This is a genomic window from Enterobacter cloacae complex sp. P15RS (assembly GCF_014895905.1).
Taxonomy (GTDB): Bacteria; Pseudomonadota; Gammaproteobacteria; order Enterobacterales; family Enterobacteriaceae; genus Enterobacter; species Enterobacter quasihormaechei.
Genome location: NZ_JADBQL010000018.1, coordinates 1 through 18,810, shown reverse-complemented (window position 1 = coordinate 18,810; position 18,810 = coordinate 1). Strand labels below are relative to the sequence as shown.

The 18,810-nt window shown below is 55.6% G+C and carries 15 protein-coding genes; 11 read left to right on the top strand and 4 right to left on the bottom strand.

Annotation, left to right across the window (positions count from 1 at the left end):
• Positions 1–66: 66 nt before the first annotated feature.
• Genes tar through cheZ form a run of 6 tightly spaced genes read left to right on the top strand, consistent with a single transcriptional unit; the run spans position 67 to position 6,374 of the window.
• Positions 67–1,734 (top strand): methyl-accepting chemotaxis protein II, encoded by a 1,668-nt coding sequence (gene tar / locus IM267_RS11835; protein WP_193033461.1) that lies wholly within the window; start codon positions 67–69, stop codon positions 1,732–1,734.
• A gap of 44 nt (positions 1,735–1,778) precedes the next feature.
• Complete coding sequence (tap, locus tag IM267_RS11830) at positions 1,779–3,380, top strand: methyl-accepting chemotaxis protein IV (protein ID WP_193033460.1); 1,602 nt, start codon at positions 1,779–1,781, stop codon at positions 3,378–3,380.
• 19 nt (positions 3,381–3,399) lie between these two features.
• Positions 3,400–4,266, top strand: a complete 867-nt coding sequence (gene cheR, locus IM267_RS11825; RefSeq protein ID WP_063868450.1) for a protein-glutamate O-methyltransferase CheR — start codon at positions 3,400–3,402, stop codon at positions 4,264–4,266.
• A complete protein-coding gene (locus IM267_RS11820) occupies positions 4,263–5,312 on the top strand; it encodes a chemotaxis response regulator protein-glutamate methylesterase (RefSeq protein ID WP_003859716.1) in 1,050 nt (349 codons plus the stop codon). Before cheR ends, IM267_RS11820 begins: the two co-directional genes overlap by 4 nt.
• A gap of 17 nt (positions 5,313–5,329) precedes the next feature.
• Entirely contained in the window at positions 5,330–5,719 is a 390-nt protein-coding gene (gene cheY, locus IM267_RS11815) for a chemotaxis response regulator CheY (protein WP_193033459.1), read from the top strand.
• 10 nt (positions 5,720–5,729) lie between these two features.
• On the top strand, positions 5,730–6,374 hold the full coding sequence (gene cheZ, locus IM267_RS11810; protein ID WP_063450128.1) for a protein phosphatase CheZ: 645 nt from the start codon (positions 5,730–5,732) through the stop codon (positions 6,372–6,374).
• A 48-nt stretch (positions 6,375–6,422) separates the two neighbouring features.
• On the opposite strand, the gene IM267_RS11805 is transcribed toward cheZ, so the two are convergent.
• The 4 genes from IM267_RS11805 to IM267_RS11790 all read right to left on the bottom strand — a co-directional run bounded on the left by IM267_RS11805 (position 6,423) and on the right by IM267_RS11790 (position 11,548).
• Positions 6,423–7,592, bottom strand: a complete 1,170-nt coding sequence (locus IM267_RS11805) for a fimbrial protein (RefSeq protein ID WP_193033458.1) — start codon at positions 7,590–7,592, stop codon at positions 6,423–6,425.
• A complete protein-coding gene (locus IM267_RS11800) occupies positions 7,582–10,053 on the bottom strand; it encodes a fimbria/pilus outer membrane usher protein (RefSeq protein WP_226848062.1) in 2,472 nt (823 codons plus the stop codon). The genes IM267_RS11805 and IM267_RS11800 overlap by 11 nt, the downstream gene beginning before the upstream one ends.
• A 93-nt stretch (positions 10,054–10,146) precedes the next feature.
• Positions 10,147–10,839 carry a molecular chaperone gene (locus IM267_RS11795; protein ID WP_193033456.1) on the bottom strand — a complete coding sequence of 231 codons (693 nt, stop codon included), beginning with the start codon at positions 10,837–10,839 and terminating at the stop codon, positions 10,147–10,149.
• Between the two features lie 133 nt (positions 10,840–10,972).
• On the bottom strand, positions 10,973–11,548 hold the full coding sequence (locus tag IM267_RS11790; RefSeq protein ID WP_193033455.1) for a fimbrial protein: 576 nt from the start codon (positions 11,546–11,548) through the stop codon (positions 10,973–10,975).
• Positions 11,549–12,054: 506 nt separating this feature from the next.
• Between IM267_RS11790 and flhB the strand changes: the two genes are divergently transcribed.
• The 5 genes from flhB (at position 12,055) to IM267_RS11765 (ending at position 18,655) form a co-directional block, all read left to right on the top strand.
• Complete coding sequence (flhB, locus tag IM267_RS11785; protein WP_064910429.1) at positions 12,055–13,203, top strand: flagellar biosynthesis protein FlhB; 1,149 nt, start codon at positions 12,055–12,057, stop codon at positions 13,201–13,203.
• Positions 13,196–15,274, top strand: a complete 2,079-nt coding sequence (flhA, locus tag IM267_RS11780) for a flagellar biosynthesis protein FlhA (protein WP_063450124.1) — start codon at positions 13,196–13,198, stop codon at positions 15,272–15,274. Before flhB ends, flhA begins: the two co-directional genes overlap by 8 nt.
• Positions 15,274–15,666: a flagellar protein FlhE gene (locus IM267_RS11775; protein ID WP_193033454.1), complete on the top strand. Its 393-nt coding sequence runs from the start codon at positions 15,274–15,276 to the stop codon at positions 15,664–15,666. The genes flhA and IM267_RS11775 overlap by 1 nt, the downstream gene beginning before the upstream one ends.
• A 261-nt stretch (positions 15,667–15,927) precedes the next feature.
• Positions 15,928–17,511, top strand: coding sequence for an MFS transporter (locus IM267_RS11770; protein WP_063868457.1), 1,584 nt, complete (start codon positions 15,928–15,930; stop codon positions 17,509–17,511).
• A gap of 4 nt (positions 17,512–17,515) precedes the next feature.
• Positions 17,516–18,655, top strand: coding sequence for a glycoside hydrolase family 105 protein (locus IM267_RS11765; protein ID WP_063868555.1), 1,140 nt, complete (start codon positions 17,516–17,518; stop codon positions 18,653–18,655).
• Positions 18,656–18,810: the final 155 nt, after the last annotated feature.

Here is an 18,810-nt window from a genome sequence, read left to right as displayed (position 1 = left end):
CGCAAATGTAAAGTTCCCGTGGCCCGTGCCGATAACACCGTTAATCAATCGATGAGAAGGTGTTGTATGTTGAACCGTATCCGCGTTGTCACAATGCTAATGATGGTGCTGGTCATTTTCGCACTTCTTCAGCTTATTTCTGGCGGCCTCTTTTTCTCGTCTTTAAAACAGAACCAGGACAGCTTCGCGGCCTCGAACGATTTGCGGATGCAGCAAAGTGAACTGACCACGACCTGGGATCTGATGTTGCAGACGCGTATCAACCTGAGCCGCTCGTCCGCCCGCATGATGATGGACCCGAACAACCAGCAGAGCAGCGCCAAAACGGAACTGCTGAAGAACGCGCGCGCCACGCTGGCAGACGCGGCGAAACACTATGACGCCTTCAGAAAAATCGCCCCTCAGCCCGCAATGGCGCAGGCGAGCGCGAATATAGATGAAAAATATCAGGCCTACTTTGCCGGCCTGACGGAGCTGGTGCAGTTCCTGGAGAAGGGCAATATGGAAGCCTATTTCGCCCAGCCGACCCAGGGCATGCAGAACGCCCTCGGCGCGGCGCTCGGCGAGTACGCTAAAGCCAGCGGCGAGCTTTATCACTCGGCGTTTACGCAAAGCCAGAACGACTACCGTTTTGCGAAATGGCAGATGGCGGTTCTCGCCCTCGCGCTGGTCATCGTGCTGATGGCCGTCTGGTACGGCATTCGCCATATCCTGCTGAACCCGCTTGGCCGCGTCATTGCGCATATCCGTGACATTGGCCGGGGCGATCTCACTAAAACGCTGACCGTTTCTGGCCGCAACGAGATCACCGAGCTGGCGACCAGCGTCGACCATATGCAGCGTTCGCTGATTGATACCGTCGCCAACGTGCGCGAGGGGGCGGATGCCATCTACACCGGCACGAGTGAAATCGCGATGGGTAACAACGATCTCTCGTCCCGTACCGAACAGCAGGCGTCTGCCCTGGAAGAGACGGCGGCCAGCATGGAGCAGCTCACCGCAACCGTGAAGCAGAACGCCGACAACGCCCGCCAGGCGTCTCAGCTTGCAGAAAGCGCGTCCGATACCGCCCAGCGCGGCGGTCGCGTGGTCGACGGCGTGGTGAAAACCATGCACGACATTGCCGACAGCTCGAAGAAAATCGCCGACATCATCAGCGTTATCGACGGCATCGCCTTCCAGACCAACATTCTGGCGCTGAACGCGGCCGTTGAAGCGGCGCGAGCGGGCGAGCAGGGACGCGGATTTGCCGTGGTCGCCGGCGAAGTGCGCAACCTTGCCAGCCGCAGTGCCAACGCGGCGAAAGAGATCAAAGCCCTGATTGAAGACTCTGTTTCACGCGTGGATACCGGCTCGGTGCTGGTAGAAAGCGCGGGTGAAACCATGAATGACATCGTGAATGCCGTGACGCGCGTGACGGACATCATGGGTGAAATCGCCTCTGCATCGGACGAGCAGAGTCGTGGTATTGACCAGGTCGCCCTGGCGGTATCGGAAATGGATCGTGTGACGCAGCAAAACGCCGCCCTGGTGCAGGAGTCCGCTGCGGCGGCTGCTGCGCTGGAGGACCAGGCGAGCCGCCTGAAAATGGCCGTCTCGGCGTTCCGTCTTACTTCAAAAACAACAAATACGGTCAGCTCGCGGCAGGCGTACGGCGAAGCAGCCCCGGCGCCCGTGACAGCACGTACGCGCGCAGCGGTGACCGGACAAGATGAAAACTGGGAAACATTTTGACTGACAATTAAACCGCGGCTGCTTGCCGCTTGATGGGAGCGTGGATGTTAAATCGTATTCGTATCTCGACCACACTGTTTTTGATTCTGATCTTGTGTGGGGTTTTGCAGGTTGGCAGTAACGGGTTGTCTTTCTGGGCGTTTCGCGATGGCTATCAGAATTTGCAGGAAGTTGAGACGAGTAATCAGCAGCGCTCCGCACTGGCACAAACGCGTGCCGTGCTGTTGCAGGCAAGCACTGCGCTGAACAAAGCAGGGACCTTAACCGCGCTGAGCTATCCGCCGGATGATATTAAGACGCTGATGGTCGTGGCCCGCAGCAGCCTGAAGCAGGCCGACGCGCAGTTTAAGGCGTTTGCGGCGCAGGAGGCGGTGAGTGAGAAAGAGAAAGCGCTGAAGGTCGCCATGAAGAAGAACTTTGATGCGTGGTACGGCGATCTCGAGCATCAGGCGACGTGGCTGGAGAACAACCAGCTTTCTGACTTCCTGACCGCGCCGGTGCAGGCATCTCAGGCGGCGTTCGACGGCAGCTTTAACGCGTGGCAGCAGGATATTAACCAGTTTGTGGCGCGTGCCGGCGCGGACAGCCGTACCAGCTACCGCATGTCAGGGATGATTTTTCTGACCGTGGTGATCCTGGCGGCCCTGCTGACCGGCGGCTCGCTGTGGTGGTCGCGCAAAACGATCGTGCAGCCGCTGGCCATCATCAGCAGCCACTTCGACAGTATCGCAAAAGGCGATCTGGCGCGTCCGGTTGCCGTGTATGGCAAGAATGAAATATCGGCGATTTTTGCCAGCCTGAAGGCGATGCAGGGATCGCTGCGGGAAACGGTAAGCAACGTTCGTCAGGGCAGTTACGCTATGCACACCGGGATCTCAGAGATTGCGGCGGGCAATAACGATCTGTCGTCCCGCACCGAACAGCAGGCGGCATCGCTGGCGCAGACGGCAGCCAGCATGGAGCAACTGACCGCGACGGTAAGCCAGAACGCCGATAACGCGCGTCAGGCGTCCGACTTGTCCAGACAGGCGGCGATGACGGCGAAACGTGGGGGTGACCAGGCCTCGCACGTCGCCAGCACGATGCAGGAGATTGCCGCCAGTTCGCAGAAAATTGGCGACATTATTAGCGTCATCGACGGTATCGCGTTCCAGACCAATATTCTGGCGCTGAACGCTGCGGTGGAAGCGGCGCGTGCCGGGGAGCAGGGACGCGGGTTTGCGGTGGTTGCCGGTGAAGTCCGTAACCTCGCCAGCCGCAGCGCCAACGCGGCGAAAGAGATCAAAGGGCTGATTGAAGAATCGGTCTCCCGCGTCCAGCAGGGATCCGCGCTGGTGGATACCGCCGCGCAGACCATGCACGAGATTGTCACCTCCGTGACGCGGGTGAACGACATTATGGGCGAGATTGCCTCGGCGTCGGATGAACAGCGCCGCGGCATTGAGCAGGTGGCGCAGGCCGTCACGCAGATGGATCAGGTTACGCAGCAGAACGCCTCGCTGGTGGAAGAGGCGGCGTCGGCTGCCGATCAGCTGGCGAACCAGGCGGATCACCTTACCGGGTTAGTCGCCGTATTTAATGTGAAAGAGCACGTTGAAGCAGTAACAGAAGTCGGACGGTCACAGGCCGTGCCCGTTGTATCCTGAATGTGATTAAGAAGGCGCTATGACATCACCCATGCCCTCAGGGCAAACGTCATTATTGTTGCAGATGACACAGCGCCTCGCGCTGTCGGACGCGCATTTTCGTCGGATATGTCAGTTAATCTACCAGCGTGCGGGGATCGTGCTTGCTGACCATAAGCGAGACATGGTCTACAACCGGCTGGTGCGGCGCCTGCGCACGCTGGGGCTGGACGATTTTGGCCGCTATCTGAGCATGCTCGAAGCGAACCAGAACAGCGCCGAATGGCAGGCATTTATCAACTCATTAACCACCAACCTGACCGCGTTTTTCCGCGAGGCGCATCACTTCCCGGTGCTGGCGGAACACGCCCGTCGCCGTAGCGGAGAGTATCGCGTCTGGAGCGCGGCGGCCTCCACCGGTGAGGAGCCGTACTCGCTGGCCATCACCCTGGCGGACACCCTGGGCATGGCGCCGGGCCGCTGGAAAGTGTACGCCAGCGACATCGACACCGAAGTGCTGGAAAAAGCCCGCAACGGCGTTTATCGCCAGGATGAGCTGAAAACCCTGTCGCCTCAGCAGCTACAGCGTTACTTCATGCGCGGTACAGGCCCGCACGAAGGACTGGTGCGCGTACGCCAGGAGCTGGCGAACTGCGTGGAATTTGCCCCCGTTAATTTACTGGACAAGCAGTACAACGTGCCGGGGCCATTCGACGCCATTTTTTGCCGTAACGTGATGATCTATTTTGATAAAACGACGCAACAGGACATTCTGCGTCGCTTTGTTCCGTTGCTCAAGTCTGACGGTTTACTGTTTGCCGGGCACTCGGAAAACTTTAGCAACCTCGTGCGTGAGTTTAGCCTGCGTGGGCAAACGGTATATGCGCTGAGTAAGGAAAAAGCATGAGTAAAATCAGGGTATTGTCTGTCGATGATTCGGCGCTGATGCGTCAGATCATGACCGAAATCATCAATAGCCACAGCGATATGGAGATGGTGGCGACAGCGCCCGATCCGCTGGTCGCGCGGGATTTAATCAAAAAATATAACCCCGACGTGCTGACGCTCGATGTCGAAATGCCGCGCATGGATGGCATCGATTTTCTGGAAAAATTAATGCGCCTGCGACCGATGCCGGTGGTGATGGTCTCCTCCCTGACCGGAAAAGGCTCGGAGATTACCCTGCGCGCGCTGGAGCTGGGGGCGGTGGATTTTGTCACCAAGCCGCAGCTCGGCATTCGCGAGGGGATGCTGGCATACAGCGAGATGATCGCCGAGAAGATCCGCACCGCATCCCGGGCGAAGCTCGCCGCGCACAAGCCGACGGCGGCCCCGGCAACGCTGAAGGCGGGGCCATTACTCAGCTCGGAAAAACTGCTGGTGATTGGCGCGTCAACCGGAGGAACAGAGGCAATTCGCCATGTACTCCAGCCATTGCCGCTCTCAAGCCCGGGTATCCTGATTACGCAACATATGCCGCCAGGCTTCACCCGCTCGTTCGCGGAGCGCCTGAATAAGCTGTGCCAGATTAGTGTGAAAGAGGCGGAAGACGGCGAGCGCGTGCTGCCGGGACACGCGTATATCGCTCCGGGTGACAAGCACATGGAGCTGGCGCGAAGCGGGGCGAACTATCAAATCAAAATTCATGACGGGCCGCCGGTTAACCGGCACCGTCCGTCGGTGGATGTGCTGTTTCATTCGGTGGCGAAACATGCGGGGCGCAACGCCGTAGGGGTGATCCTGACGGGGATGGGCAACGACGGCGCCGCCGGAATGCTTGCGATGCACCAGGCTGGCGCCTGGACCATCGCGCAGAATGAAGCAAGTTGTGTGGTGTTCGGCATGCCGCGCGAGGCCATCAATATGGGTGGCGTGAGCGAAGTGGTCGATCTTAGCCAGGTAAGCCAGCAGATGCTGGCGAAAATCAGTGCCGGACAGGCAATACGTATTTGACTCAGGAGTATTATTTTATGGCGGATAAAGAGCTTAAGTTTTTGGTTGTGGATGACTTTTCCACCATGCGTCGCATTGTGCGTAACCTGCTGAAAGAGTTGGGATTCAACAATGTTGAAGAAGCAGAAGACGGTGTGGATGCGCTGAACAAACTCCAGGCTGGCGGGTTTGGCTTTGTGATTTCCGACTGGAACATGCCAAACATGGACGGTCTCGAACTGCTGAAAACCATTCGCGCGGATGCAAGCATGGCCTCTCTGCCGGTGCTGATGGTGACCGCAGAAGCGAAAAAAGAGAACATTATTGCTGCCGCACAGGCGGGCGCAAGCGGCTACGTGGTGAAGCCTTTCACCGCGGCGACTCTGGAAGAGAAGCTCGGAAAGATCTTCGAGAAACTCGGCATGTGAGGTGGTGGTGATGATGCAACCTGCTATGAAACCCGTTGAAGAACATTCGCCGAGCGACATTATCGCCCGCATTGGTAGCCTCACGCGCATGCTGCGCGACAGCCTGCGTGAACTGGGGCTGGACCAGGCGATCGCCGAAGCGGCGGAAGCCATCCCTGACGCCCGTGACCGTCTGGACTACGTGGTGCAGATGACCGCGCAGGCAGCCGAGCGCGCGCTGAACAGTGTTGAAGCTTCGCAGCCGCACCAGGACGCGATGGAGAAGGGCGCAAAAGCCTTGACCCAACGCTGGGACGCGTGGTTTGAAAACCCAATCGAGCTGGCCGACGCGCGCGAGCTGGTCACCGATACCCGCCAGTTCCTGGGTGACGTGCCGGGACACACCAGCTTCACCAACGCCCAGCTGCTCGACATTATGATGGCGCAGGATTTCCAGGATCTTACCGGCCAGGTGATCAAGCGCATGATGGATGTGATTCAGGAGATTGAGCGTCAGCTGCTGATGGTGCTGCTGGAGAACATTCCGGAACCGGCCGCCCGTCCGAAACGCGAAAACGAAAGCCTGCTCAATGGGCCACAGCTCGACGCCAGCAAGGCGGGCGTGGTGGCAAGCCAGGATCAGGTGGACGATCTGCTGGACAGCCTCGGCTTCTGATTAATGCGTTTACCCTCAGGTTGTTTGAGCAGCCTGAGGGTGTTCTGGCTAGCGTAGATCCATTTTTACCGTCACGTTACCTTCGAAGCTGCCGGGGGCAGGAGAGGCATCCTTAAGGCTGACCGGCACAGCCTGAATTTTAATGACACCATTTCCCTGTTCGTCCATTGCTACGGGAAATTCATAAGTACCGTCCAGCGCAACGTTTTGGCTGTTTTCGTCATAGACGCGTACACCCAGGTCATCTCGCTCAAGCAGTTTTGCAATGTACGGCGTACGGCTGTCCGCCACGCCCTGGTCCGCTGACAGCGTAAGCTTAATTCGATCCGTGTTACCAACGGCGTTATCGTCACAGTGATAAGCTATATCGACGCCCTTAAGGGCGTAGCCCTGCGGCGGCTGCCCTTTTTGGGTGAACTGCTTGCTGACAATGCTACCAAATTCCACCTCAATGGTGCTGCCTGCGTTGATCGTACAGCTCAGTGGCGCTGAAAGGGCCCCCCCAAACCAGATATCCGAGACCTGTTCTGCCTGAGTACCGTCGCAGGTAGTACCGGAGCCGATATAAAGGCAGGCATAGTTCTGAGCAATGAGCGTGGGTGGAATCACCTCTTCACCCAGAATCGGCTTTTTAACGTGGAGCATGACCGCCACAACATTCCAGCGAAATTTACGTTTTATTGCTGCGGCTCCTGAGGGTTGGGTATCGCTGCTGCAAACGCTGGCTTCGGACTCGGGTTTCGCCAGCGAATTTTCAAGGACACTCTGCATATTTCCCCGCGACGTGGGGTATTCATTTATTGGCACCGGCGTGAGATAAGTGCCGTCTGGGGAGTTAATTGCATCGGCGTAGCCGGTAATATCCGCATCAATCTTGTCGGTCAGATAGCCATAACCATTTACGCCTGGGCTGAGCGGGCTGCCCACCAGCGTTTTTTCATACACCATGCTGGAGGAAAATAAATTGTTTGGACAGGTGCAGTTAGCCTCCATCTCTACGCCGGCACCCACCAGATGATCGGGAATATCGTAGTCGCGATTGGCCACGTTTTCACTGGAATCAAATTCATGGTCGTACGACACATTGTAGGTTTGCGGTGCGCCGAAACAGTTCTGGAGTTGGGTTACGCCAGCAGCGCTGCTGGAAGGATAATAGGCCATAGCCAGCACCGTTGTGAGTGAGGCTGTTGTCGTAAGTCGCTGTAGTTTATTCAACATGCGGGTGCTCCTGCTGACAAAGCACGCTAACTGAGCGAATGCCGTTAGGGCTTTCATTTTGACGATCTGTCTGCTGTGAAAGAGAGGTGCTGCACTGCTGATCGGGTCCGTTACCCCACTTTACCGTCAGCTGCGCGGTATCCCCGATGCCTGCCAGATAAACGGTGCCGGTATCATCCACGATCCCGCTGATGACGGGGGATGCACTGGTCGCGATGGCACCAAACGGAACGCGCTGCCCGTTCGGACGCGTCAGAGTGATTAACATTCGGTAGCCAACGTGAGCATCAAAATTGGCCACTACCGCAGCATTACGGGACGGAATAACCGTGGCCGAGGTATCGCTGCTGTCTACGTTTTCCGGCAGGCTGGAGGTATCGATTCGAATTCGGTTCTCCTGATACGGAGTCAGCGACGGGATGATGGCATTCCCTTGCCAGTCAGTCTGAATGCCACGCTGGTTCTGGAAACGAACACCCGCTGCGTTGTTGGCATTAATAATGGCAAACTGATTGCCCAACGGTTGAGCAAGGGTGACACCGTGCGGGTGTGCCACAATACCGCCGCTGATCCCATAATTAAGCTGTTGAGAATGATCGGAAGAGGCGTAGTACCCGGCATTCAGGTTGGCATATTGCGAACGGTAACTGCCATATATGCTGCTGGTGTCTTCTCCATCGTGGTTAGAATGGCTTTGCTGTAGCGAGTAGCTCAGACGCTGATCATCCAGCAGGGTGCCGTTGAAACCGAGGTTTTGCCGGGTGTATCCGTGTTTGGTGTTGCTAATGTTATAGCTGCTCCACGCACGCGGTAGCCATCTGGCGAGTGGAACGCTAAAGCCAAAAGACACCATCCGGTCTGACTCTTCGCCATTCGTTTTACTGTAGGTATACGCCAGATGATAGCTAACGCCTGCGAGAACGGTATTAAACCCGACAGAGAGGCTGCGTTCTTTTTTCGAGGTTCCCCAGTAGTCCTGCTGATAGCCGTTAAGGTACAGACTCACGCCGGAAATAGTCTGGCTAATGCTGGCCTGAATACGGTTGCGTTTGTTATAGCGGAACAGCAGGTCATCTTCGTGCCCGTCAAGCTTTTGGTTGGCGTCTGCAAAACTGTAATAACCCCGGCTGGAATAGCGATAGCTGCCGAGGGTGAAATTCGTATTGGTACTGTCAATTTTACCGGTATACAGCAAACGCCAGGACTGGCCTTTGTGCTCGCTGTCGTCGTCGAGCCGGGTATCGGCTACGGTGACGTCTGCTGAAAGTGAGCCCAGCGGGCCTAACGCTATACCCGCCCCCGTATTGGCGGCGTTATAGTCTTTTGAAAGCGTTAAGCCGCCAAACCAGGTGAGAATATTGTTGAATCCGTAGATAAAACTTCCCTGCACGAAGTCGGGTTCATTTTGATCGCTGCCGCTATCGGCGCGATAACGTCCCGCCGTGAATTCATACTTCATGTGCCCCGGACGTTGCATAACGGCGATACTGGAGTAGGGTTGCGTAAAGTGATGCTCGGTACCGTCGGCTTCTTTTACCGTTACCTCCAGATCGCCGCTGTTTGTGGTGGAGTAAAGATCGTTGATCTCAAACGCGCCCGGCGCGACGTTCTGCTGATAGATGAGGTAGCCATTCTGGCGAACCGAGACTTCCGCGTTTGAGCTGGCTATCCCTCTAATGACAGGCGCATAACCGCGCTGGCTGTAAGGCAGCATCTCTTCGTCTGAGGCGAGGTTCACCCCACGATACTGGAGACTGTCAAACACCTCACCGCGGGTGTTACTTTCCCCAGCAGTAAACTGAGCCTTAAGCGCATCAACGTCATGTTGCAGATAGGTATTTATGTTTTCCCAGTGATTATCAGTATCTGATTTGCTCCACGTGGAGTAGTTTCGCACGCGCCATCCCTCAAGGTTTGCGCCGGTGCGCAAATTCAGGTACTGGCTGGACGTTTCATTATCGTCGCTGTCTTTGTTTTGCGACCCGGAAAAGGCATAGTCGCTGAACACGACAGGAACCCCGTCATCCCAGCGTGATGGGTCGATGTAATCCCGGCCGGTCCCGCCGATCGCTGCCTGAGGGATACTCAGCTTTAGGGTCATCGTCGAGAAATCAAGCGCGGCTGAGGCCATGGGAATGTAGTTTCCCAGGGATTTTGGCAACGTTTCGCCAGCGGGAAGTTCCAACAGTTTCGGAAAACGATCGACATTAATGCCCCACATTCGCAGCATATCAGGCGTCATTTGTGGCGCTAATGCGCCGTCGGGCGTGCTCACATACGTGATATCAGCGTCATCAAGGCGACGATCGTTGACCATCACTCTTGAAGAGTAGGTTCCGGGTAGCTGAGCGTTGGATTTCGAAAATAGCGAAAGATCGATATCCTGCTGAGTCAGCATGTCCCCTTCCAGCGAAGAGGGGGAGAAGCGGTATTCGCGGGCATGTCCGGAGCAGCTCGCCATAATCAAGAGGCCACCCAGGCAACGAAGAAGTGGATTCAGTCGAAAGATACCTTCGCATCGCAAGGAATTAGGTCCTGTCATCATTGTGAGTTTTTAATCCTGCGCCAGGGTAGAAATATGTTTTTCAGAGGCGTTGCCGTAATCGGTGATACAACGCCAGCTAACACTCGTACCTGATACGTTGGCGGGAAGCGTAATATCGACGCGTGATTTTGGCCCCACCATGTCCGCGTCTTTCAGCTTCTGCGATCCAAGTGAAAGTGAGTCGAAGATGCTATAAAACGCGCCGTCGTTAATGACGGTGAGTTGCTGACCATGACGAACGAAGCGCAGATTTTTACACGTTTCGGTGGATGTTCCCGCAAGCCCGGTGGGGCGCCAGAAGAGTTTCAGGCGAGTTTTATAGATTAGTCGGAGTACATTTTTATCTTCTTCATCCGCGGCAGTGGCAGGAACGGTACGCACATTCATATAGAAAAGCGTCTCTTTGTCGCCGGGCAGAGATTTGCCGTTCCAGGCGATACGCAGACTTTGCTCTTTTTGCGGATCAAGGCGAAAAAGGGGAGGCGTCACAATAAACGGCCCGCGCGTTTTACCATCACCCGTGTCTGTCCATGACTGAATTAACCAGGGGAGCGCTTTATCATTATTCTGTAAGGGCAGGGCAACTTCCTTTTTTGCGGCATCGTAAATTATGCGTGTACGGCTGATTTGTACGCCTGTAGCGTGACAATACATGCTCGTAATAACGGGAAGGCATAATAAAAATTTTATAGATGTGCGCATGGTCAAACCTTTAATAAAGGAGGTTGATAAAATGACAATAGTCCGGAATAGGATCCGAACTATTTTCTGAGCATGACTCCTTAAACGTCATGAGGCGTAAATATCTATTTGCTGAATACCAGAGAGCCGAATATTAGCGATATAGAATATTTACGGTCATATCCGCATCGGCCGGCCCGGCTGTAACGTTAGCTGCAAAAGATTTATAGCGAGCGTTGAAATCAGCTTTAATCGTGTCGGAGGATTTTGTCGCCAGCTCGATATAAACCTGTTCTTCAGCACCATCCATGGTGATGAGTTGTTCATTCCGCCCAGCCGGGCTGACGGCAATACCAATACCTGCGGCCGCAGTATCGCCTGAGGTGGTGATTTTGCTGACATTAAGTAGCGTTGTAGTGCCCGTAAGATCCGTTGGGCCAACAAACGTGAGCTGCACAGCTGGCAGACCGTCGCTTCTTAACGGACAATTTGCAAGGGTAATAGAAAACGGCGTGAGAGAGGTTTCCTTGCCGACTTCGGTGAAGTAAGACGTTGGATAGGTGCCCAGCGGAATGGTGCTATCTGTACCGTTATCGCCCTGAATGGTGCAACTTGGTTCAATAATTTCACCCGTAAAGTGAATGGTACCGGCATTCATTTCGGCAGCAAAACTGCTCATCGAAAGGGTGGCAAGCGCCAGGCCTGCGATAATATTCTTTTTGAAGTCCATCTGCTAAATTTCCTGAGTTTAAAATGTATGTCGGGCTGTTCATCTGACGTTGTGATTCAAATGACGCCGCGCAGAAGTATAACGGGTAATTTTTCGCAGGTAAGCGTTGGTCAAGATGAATATTATAAAGAGTAAAACCCTTTTACTAATTTGTAAATTAATGGGAGCCGGTTATTCAATATTCATTGTTTATTGAATTTACATACAGTTATCATTTCTGCAAACAAATAAGTCTAAAAAAAAGCAAAAAGTGAAGATGTTTGAGAGAGAGTTAGCCAGTTAGACTTATTAATTTATTTTTACTTAAAATATTTTCAATTATTAATCATCTCATAAAATGATTGACTTCATGTCAGTGAGCAATCTTTAGCCCATTTTTTCATCCCCCTTGCAGTCTGTTATCTCTCTAAGAGAATAAAAAGCCCCGCTAATGCGGTTTTATCAGCCCATTGGCGCATTGACATGATGGCATGATATCCCTGAATCATTGGGCTGCGAGACCGAAAGTGGCAGAAGAGAACGACGACAAAACAGAAGCCCCCACACCCCACCGACTTGAAAAAGCCCGTGAGGATGGGCAGATCCCCCGATCCAGAGAGCTGACGTCCCTACTGATCCTGGTGGTCGGCGTGTGTATCATCTGGTGGGGCGGGGAGATGCTCGCCCGCAGACTGGCGGGCATGCTCTCTGCTGGCTTACGTTTCGATCACAGCATGGTCAATGACCCCAATCTGATCCTCATTCAAATCATCAATCTTGTTAAAAGCGCGATGATCGCCTTGCTGCCGCTGATCGTGGGCGTGGTCATCGTGGCGCTTGTATCCCCGGTCATGCTCGGTGGCCTGGTGTTCAGCGGTAAATCGCTGCAACCGAAATTCTCTAAGCTCAACCCGCTGCCCGGTATTGCAAAAATGTTTTCCGCGCAAACGGGCGCTGAGTTGCTCAAAGCCATTCTGAAATCGCTTCTTATGGGCGGGACAGCCGGGTTTTTTCTGTGGCACTACTGGCCGGAAATGATGCGCCTGATCAGCGAATCCCCCATGACGGCGATGAAAAATGCCCTGAATCTGGTCGGATTATGCTCGCTGCTGGTGGTGCTCAGCATTATTCCGATGGTGGCGTTCGACGTTATCTTCCAGATCTTTTCCCATATCAAGAAGCTGCGAATGTCGCGTCAGGACATCCGCGATGAATATAAACAGATGGAAGGCGACCCGCACGTCAAGGGCCGTATCCGGCAGATGCAGCGTGCTGCCGCGCGTCGTCGCATGATGGAAGATGTGCCGAAAGCCGATGTGATCGTCACTAACCCGACCCACTACTCCGTCGCGCTACAGTACGACGAAAACAAAATGAGCGCGCCGAAAGTGGTGGCGAAAGGTGCCGGGCTGATTGCGCTGCGCATTCGTGAAATCGCCACGGAAAACCGCGTGCCGATCCTTGAAGCACCGCCGCTGGCCCGTGCGCTGTACCGCCACGCGGAAATTGGACAACAGATCCCGGGCCAGCTCTATGCCGCTGTCGCAGAGGTGCTGGCCTGGGTGTGGCAACTGAAACGCTGGCGTTTAGCAGGCGGTCAACGACCTGTAAAACCTGAGAACCTTCCGGTGCCTGAAGCACTGGATTTTTTGAACGAGAAGGACACTGATGGCTAATCTGGTGGCAATGTTGCGCCTGCCCGGCAACCTGAAAACGACGCAATGGCAGATCCTTGCCGGACCGATTCTGATCCTGCTAATTTTGTCGATGATGGTGCTGCCGTTACCGGCATTTATCCTCGACCTGCTTTTCACCTTCAACATTGCGTTGTCCATCATGGTGCTGCTGGTGGCGATGTTTACCCAGCGCACGCTGGAGTTCGCCGCGTTTCCAACGATCCTGCTATTCACCACGCTGCTGCGCCTCGCGCTGAACGTTGCCTCCACGCGTATCATCCTGATGGAAGGGCACACCGGCGCGGCGGCGGCGGGCAAGGTGGTAGAAGCCTTCGGTCACTTCCTGGTGGGCGGCAACTTCGCCATCGGTATCGTGGTGTTCGTCATTCTGGTGATTATCAACTTTATGGTTATCACTAAAGGTGCAGGGCGTATCGCAGAAGTGGGCGCGCGCTTCGTGCTCGACGGGATGCCGGGCAAGCAGATGGCCATCGACGCCGATCTTAATGCCGGGCTGATCGCGGAAGATGAAGCGAAAAAACGCCGTGCCGAAGTGACCCAGGAGGCCGATTTCTACGGCTCGATGGACGGTGCGAGTAAGTTTGTACGCGGTGATGCCATCGCGGGCATTCTGATTATGGTGATTAACGTCGTCGGCGGCCTGCTCGTCGGCGTGCTGCAACACGGAATGGACATGGGCCACGCGGCGGAAAGCTATACGCTGCTGACCATCGGTGACGGTCTGGTCGCGCAGATCCCGGCGCTGGTGATCTCCACCGCGGCGGGTGTGATCGTGACTCGCGTCAGCACCGACCAGGACGTTGGCGAGCAGATGGTGGGACAGCTGTTCAGCAACCCGCGCGTTATGCTGCTCTCCGCGGCGGTGCTGGGCTTGCTCGGGCTGGTGCCGGGCATGCCAAACCTGGTGTTCCTGCTGTTTACCGCTGGACTGCTGGGGCTTGCCTGGTGGATGCGTGGCCGTGAAACCCAGCCAGCGGCAGAGCCGGCCCCGGTCAAAATGCCTGAGAATACTCAGGCGGTGGAAGCGACCTGGAACGACGTTCAGCTTGAGGATTCTCTGGGGATGGAGGTGGGCTACCGCCTGATCCCGATGGTGGATTTCCAGCAGGATGGTGAACTGCTGGGCCGTATCCGCAGCATTCGTAAAAAATTCGCCCAGGACATGGGTTTCCTGCCGCCGGTGGTTCATATCCGTGACAACATGGATCTGCCCCCCGCACGCTACCGCATCCTGATGAAAGGGGTGGAAATCGGCAGCGGCGACGCGTACCCCGGCCGCTGGCTGGCAATTAACCCCGGCACCGCCGCAGGCACGCTGCCGGGCGAGCAGACGACCGATCCGGCCTTTGGTCTGGCCGCTATCTGGATCGAAAGCGCGCTGAAAGAGCAGGCGCAGATTCAGGGTTACACGGTCGTTGAGGCCAGTACCGTGGTGGCGACGCACCTTAACCACCTGATTGGTCAGTTCTCTGCGGAGCTGTTCGGGCGTCAGGAGGCGCAGCAGCTGCTTGACCGCGTAACGCAGGAGATGCCGAAGCTGACCGAAGATTTAGTCCCGGGCGTGCTGACCTTAACCACGCTGCATAAAGTGCTGCAAAACCTGCTCGACGAGAAGGTGCCTATCCGCGATATGCGTACCATCCTCGAAACTCTGGCCGAGCATGCGCCGCTGCAAAGCGATCCGCACGAGCTGACGGCGGTAGTGCGCGTGGCGCTCGGACGCGCCATTACCCAGCAGTGGTTCCCGGGAACCGGCGAAGTGCAGGTGATTGGCCTCGACACGCCGCTTGAACGTCTGCTGCTTCAGGCCCTACAGGGCGGTGGCGGACTGGAGCCAGGCCTGGCGGACAGATTACTGGCGCAAACTCAGGAGGCGCTGGCGCGTCAGGAGATGCTGGGCGCACCGCCGGTGCTGCTGGTGAATCATGCGCTGCGTCCGCTGCTGTCGCGCTTCCTGCGCCGGAGCCTGAACCAGCTGGTGGTACTGTCGAACATGGAGCTGTCCGATAACCGCAATATCCGCATGACGGCGACCATCGGAGGAAAATAATGCGTAAATGGCTGTGGATCTTACTTTTTCCGCTGGCGGCGCAGGCCGCAGGCGAGGGGGCATGGCAGGCCAGCAGTATCGGCTTAACGCTCAACCATCGGGGGGAGGCGATCTCCTCCCGTCCGCTGTCGGCCTCTGAGCCCGTTTCCGGGCAGATGACGCTGGTGGCCTGGAATTACACATTGACGGGCCCTACGCCGGCCGGATTACGGGTGCGGCTATGCTCGCTGACCCGCTGCGTGGAAATCGAGGGGCAGAATGGCACAACCCAGGCCTTAAACGGGGTGTCTGCTCAGGAACCTTTACGCTTCATCTGGGAAGTGCCGGGCGGTGGACGCCTGATCCCGGCGCTAAAAATTCAGCGCAACGAGGTGCTCGTCAACTACCGCTAACTGCCCGCCTTTTCGCCAGTCTTCAGGCATTTCTGAAGGCTGGCTCGCAAAATTGACCTTCCCTTTTGATACAAAAGAAACGCTGTTTTATAAATCAGTGACACGCGTAACGACACTCTTTGCATTTTTGCCATTTGCCACCCGGTGATGGCAGAAACAGAAAGGTTTCACCAGGTCGATACTTTTACTGTAGCCGTGTAAAAACTCCCGGACGAGGTTTGCTTACAGGGAGTCTCCCAAAACTGATTAGGGTTGACGGCAATGAAAACACGAAAAATTGGACTCGCAAATTATCTTGCTTACGGGTCAGGGGACTTCCTCGGGGCGGGGACTACCGCCCTGACGGCCGCCTGGCTTTTGTATTTTTATACCACCTTCTGTGGACTCACACCGATTGAAGCAACCTTTATCTTCGCCGCCGCAAGGGTGCTGGATGCGGTTGTCAGCCCTTTAATGGGCTTTTTAACCGATAACTTTGGTACCACCTGGCTGGGTAAGCGTTTTGGCCGTCGTAAGTTCTTTATTCTGCTCGGTATTCCCTGCGTGTTCAGCTATTCGCTGATGTGGGTAGGGGACATGAGCTTCTGGTACTACCTGCTGACTTATCTGATCTTCGATATCGTCTACACCATGATCCTGGTGCCGTACGAAACGCTGGTGCCGGAAATGACGGACGATTTCAAACAGAAAACCAAATTCTCCGGGGCGCGTATCTCCATGGCGCAGATGTCTGCCATTCTCGCCTCCTTCCTGCCGGGGATCCTGCTCACGCAATTTGGCAAAGACAACGCGATCTCTTTCTTCTATGCCAGCCTGGTCTTCTCCGTACTGTGCGCCCTGATGCTCACTTTTGTCTGGTTCTTTACCTGGGAACGTCCGCGTGAAGAGTGGTCTGAAGCGGCCCTGCGTGCCGAAGAAGAGAAGAAAAAGCTGACCCTGGGCCAGAGCCTGAATCGTCTTTTTGTCGAATTAAGTTCAACGCTGCGTATCAAGATTTTCCGCCAGCACCTGGGCATGTACCTCGGCGGCTATATTGCTCAGGACGTGTTCAACGCCGTCTTCACCTATTACGTGGTGTTTGTGCTGATGCAGGAAGCGTCGATGGCGTCCAACCTGCTGGGCACGATGGCCATCTTCCAGTTCCTCGCTGTGATCGGGATGATTCCGCTGTGCATTCGCTTCGGACCTGCACCGTCTTACCGCATGGTGGTCGTGCTGTTTGGCCTGGCTTCGCTCTCTTACGCGGTGCTTTACTACGCGGGTCTGAGCGACGTATACGCTCTGCTGTTGCTGATCTCTGCAATTGCCGGTCTTGGCCGCGGGGGTATCAACTACGTACCGTGGAATACCTACACCTACATTGCTGACGTGGACGAAGTGATCACCGGTCAGCGTCGCGAAGGGATCTTCGCGGGCATCATGACCCTGACCCGTAAAGCGTCTCAGGCCGGCGCGGTGATGCTGGTGGGTATCGTGATGCAGATGTCCGGCTTTGTCAGCGGTCAGAAAGTACAGCCTGCGGAAGTGAGCCATACCATTCTGATGATCCTGAGCGTGGGCACCATTCTGGTGCTGTTCTGCGGCTTCCTGGTCTCCCTGCGCTTCAGGCTCAATTTACAAACCCACAGCACCCTGCGTGAAGAGACCGCGAAAATGCGCGAGTCCGGCCATGCGATGCCGGAGGCGGCGACCCCGCAGGCGCGCGCCACCGTGGAGATGCTGGCCGGTATGCCGTATGAATCCCTGTGGGGCAACAACAATATCGGTTATCTGAATCGCAATAAGCCGGCGGCCCCTTCGCTGAAGGATCGTGCGGTACTGAATTCGACATACAACAGAGGTTAAGATGATGAAAGTTTGGCCTGTCAAACATAGCCCGCTACTGCGTCAGCCTGAGCGCTTTATCGCCAGGGATGAGCTGAAATCGCTCATTCAGAAGGTGACGCATAACCTGGTCAATATCCACGACAAAACGGGTGAGTTTTTGCTGCGGCTGGACGACGGGCGTGTGATCGACACCAAAGGCTGGGCCGGATGGGAGTGGACGCACGGCGTCGGTTTGTACGGTATCTGGCAGTATTACTGCCAGACCGGTGACGAAGGCATGCGCGAGATTATCGACAGCTGGTTTGCTGACCGTTTCGCAGAAGGCGCAACCACTAAAAACGTGAACACCATGTCGCCGTTCCTGACGCTGGCGTACCGCTACGAAGAGACCAAAAACCCGGCCTGGCTACCGTGGCTGGAAAGCTGGGCAGAATGGGCGATGAATGAGATGCCGCGCACCGAACATGGGGGCATGCAGCACATCACGCTGGCAGAAGAGAACCATCAGCAGATGTGGGACGACACGCTGATGATGACGGTACTGCCGCTGGCGAAAATCGGCAGGCTGCTGAACAAGCCGGAGTACGTAGAGGAGGCGATCTATCAGTTCCTGCTCCACGTGCAGAACCTGATGGACCGGGAGACGGGGCTGTGGTTCCACGGCTGGAATTACGAAGGTAATCACAACTTTGCCCGGGCCCGCTGGGCGCGCGGCAACAGCTGGCTGACCATCGTGATCCCGGACTTCCTTGAGCTGGTGGATCTGCCGGAAAACAACGCCGTTCGTCGCTATCTGGTGCAGGTGCTGAATGCGCAGATCGCCGCGCTGGCAAAATGTCAGGACGAGAGCGGGCTGTGGCATACGCTGCTTGACGATCCTGATTCTTATCTGGAGGCGTCGGCCACGGCAGGGTTTGCCTACGGAATTCTGAAGGCCGTGCGCAAGCGTTATGTCGGCGCAGAGTACGCTGAGGTGGCGGAGAAAGCGATTCGCGGTATTGTGCAAAATATCTCGCCGGAAGGGGAGCTGCTGCAAACCTCGTTCGGGACGGGAATGGGCAGCGATCTTGATTTTTATCGTCAAATACCGCTGACGTCGATGCCGTATGGCCAGGCAATGGCGATTCTGTGCCTGACGGAGTATTTACGCAAATATTTCTGACGGCTGCTTAATAATTTCATTACTGCAAAGCCCCTCTTTAAAGGGGCTTTTTTATTATAATAACGGTGGGTAAATATAATACACCATCAATAGGATATTCTGCTTATATTTAAGACGTGAATAATAGGCTTAAAATAAATTCAGGCTATTATTAA

Excerpts from the sequence above, each read along its gene's own strand:
- cheZ (WP_063450128.1), top strand. The coding sequence starts at position 5,730 with ATGATGCAACCTGCTATGAAACCCGTTGAAGAACATTCGCCGAGCGAC.
- IM267_RS11775 (WP_193033454.1), top strand. The coding sequence starts at position 15,274 with ATGCGTAAATGGCTGTGGATCTTACTTTTTCCGCTGGCGGCGCAGGCC.
- cheR (WP_063868450.1), top strand. The coding sequence starts at position 3,400 with ATGACATCACCCATGCCCTCAGGGCAAACGTCATTATTGTTGCAGATG.
- IM267_RS11790 (WP_193033455.1), bottom strand. The coding sequence starts at position 11,548 with ATGGACTTCAAAAAGAATATTATCGCAGGCCTGGCGCTTGCCACCCTT.
- IM267_RS11770 (WP_063868457.1), top strand. The coding sequence starts at position 15,928 with ATGAAAACACGAAAAATTGGACTCGCAAATTATCTTGCTTACGGGTCA.
- IM267_RS11765 (WP_063868555.1), top strand. The coding sequence starts at position 17,516 with ATGAAAGTTTGGCCTGTCAAACATAGCCCGCTACTGCGTCAGCCTGAG.
- tar (WP_193033461.1), top strand. The coding sequence starts at position 67 with ATGTTGAACCGTATCCGCGTTGTCACAATGCTAATGATGGTGCTGGTC.
- IM267_RS11820 (WP_003859716.1), top strand. The coding sequence starts at position 4,263 with ATGAGTAAAATCAGGGTATTGTCTGTCGATGATTCGGCGCTGATGCGT.
- IM267_RS11805 (WP_193033458.1), bottom strand. The coding sequence starts at position 7,592 with ATGTTGAATAAACTACAGCGACTTACGACAACAGCCTCACTCACAACG.
- flhA (WP_063450124.1), top strand. The coding sequence starts at position 13,196 with ATGGCTAATCTGGTGGCAATGTTGCGCCTGCCCGGCAACCTGAAAACG.
- cheY (WP_193033459.1), top strand. The coding sequence starts at position 5,330 with ATGGCGGATAAAGAGCTTAAGTTTTTGGTTGTGGATGACTTTTCCACC.
- tap (WP_193033460.1), top strand. The coding sequence starts at position 1,779 with ATGTTAAATCGTATTCGTATCTCGACCACACTGTTTTTGATTCTGATC.
- IM267_RS11800 (WP_226848062.1), bottom strand. The coding sequence starts at position 10,053 with ATGGCGAGCTGCTCCGGACATGCCCGCGAATACCGCTTCTCCCCCTCT.
- IM267_RS11795 (WP_193033456.1), bottom strand. The coding sequence starts at position 10,839 with ATGCGCACATCTATAAAATTTTTATTATGCCTTCCCGTTATTACGAGC.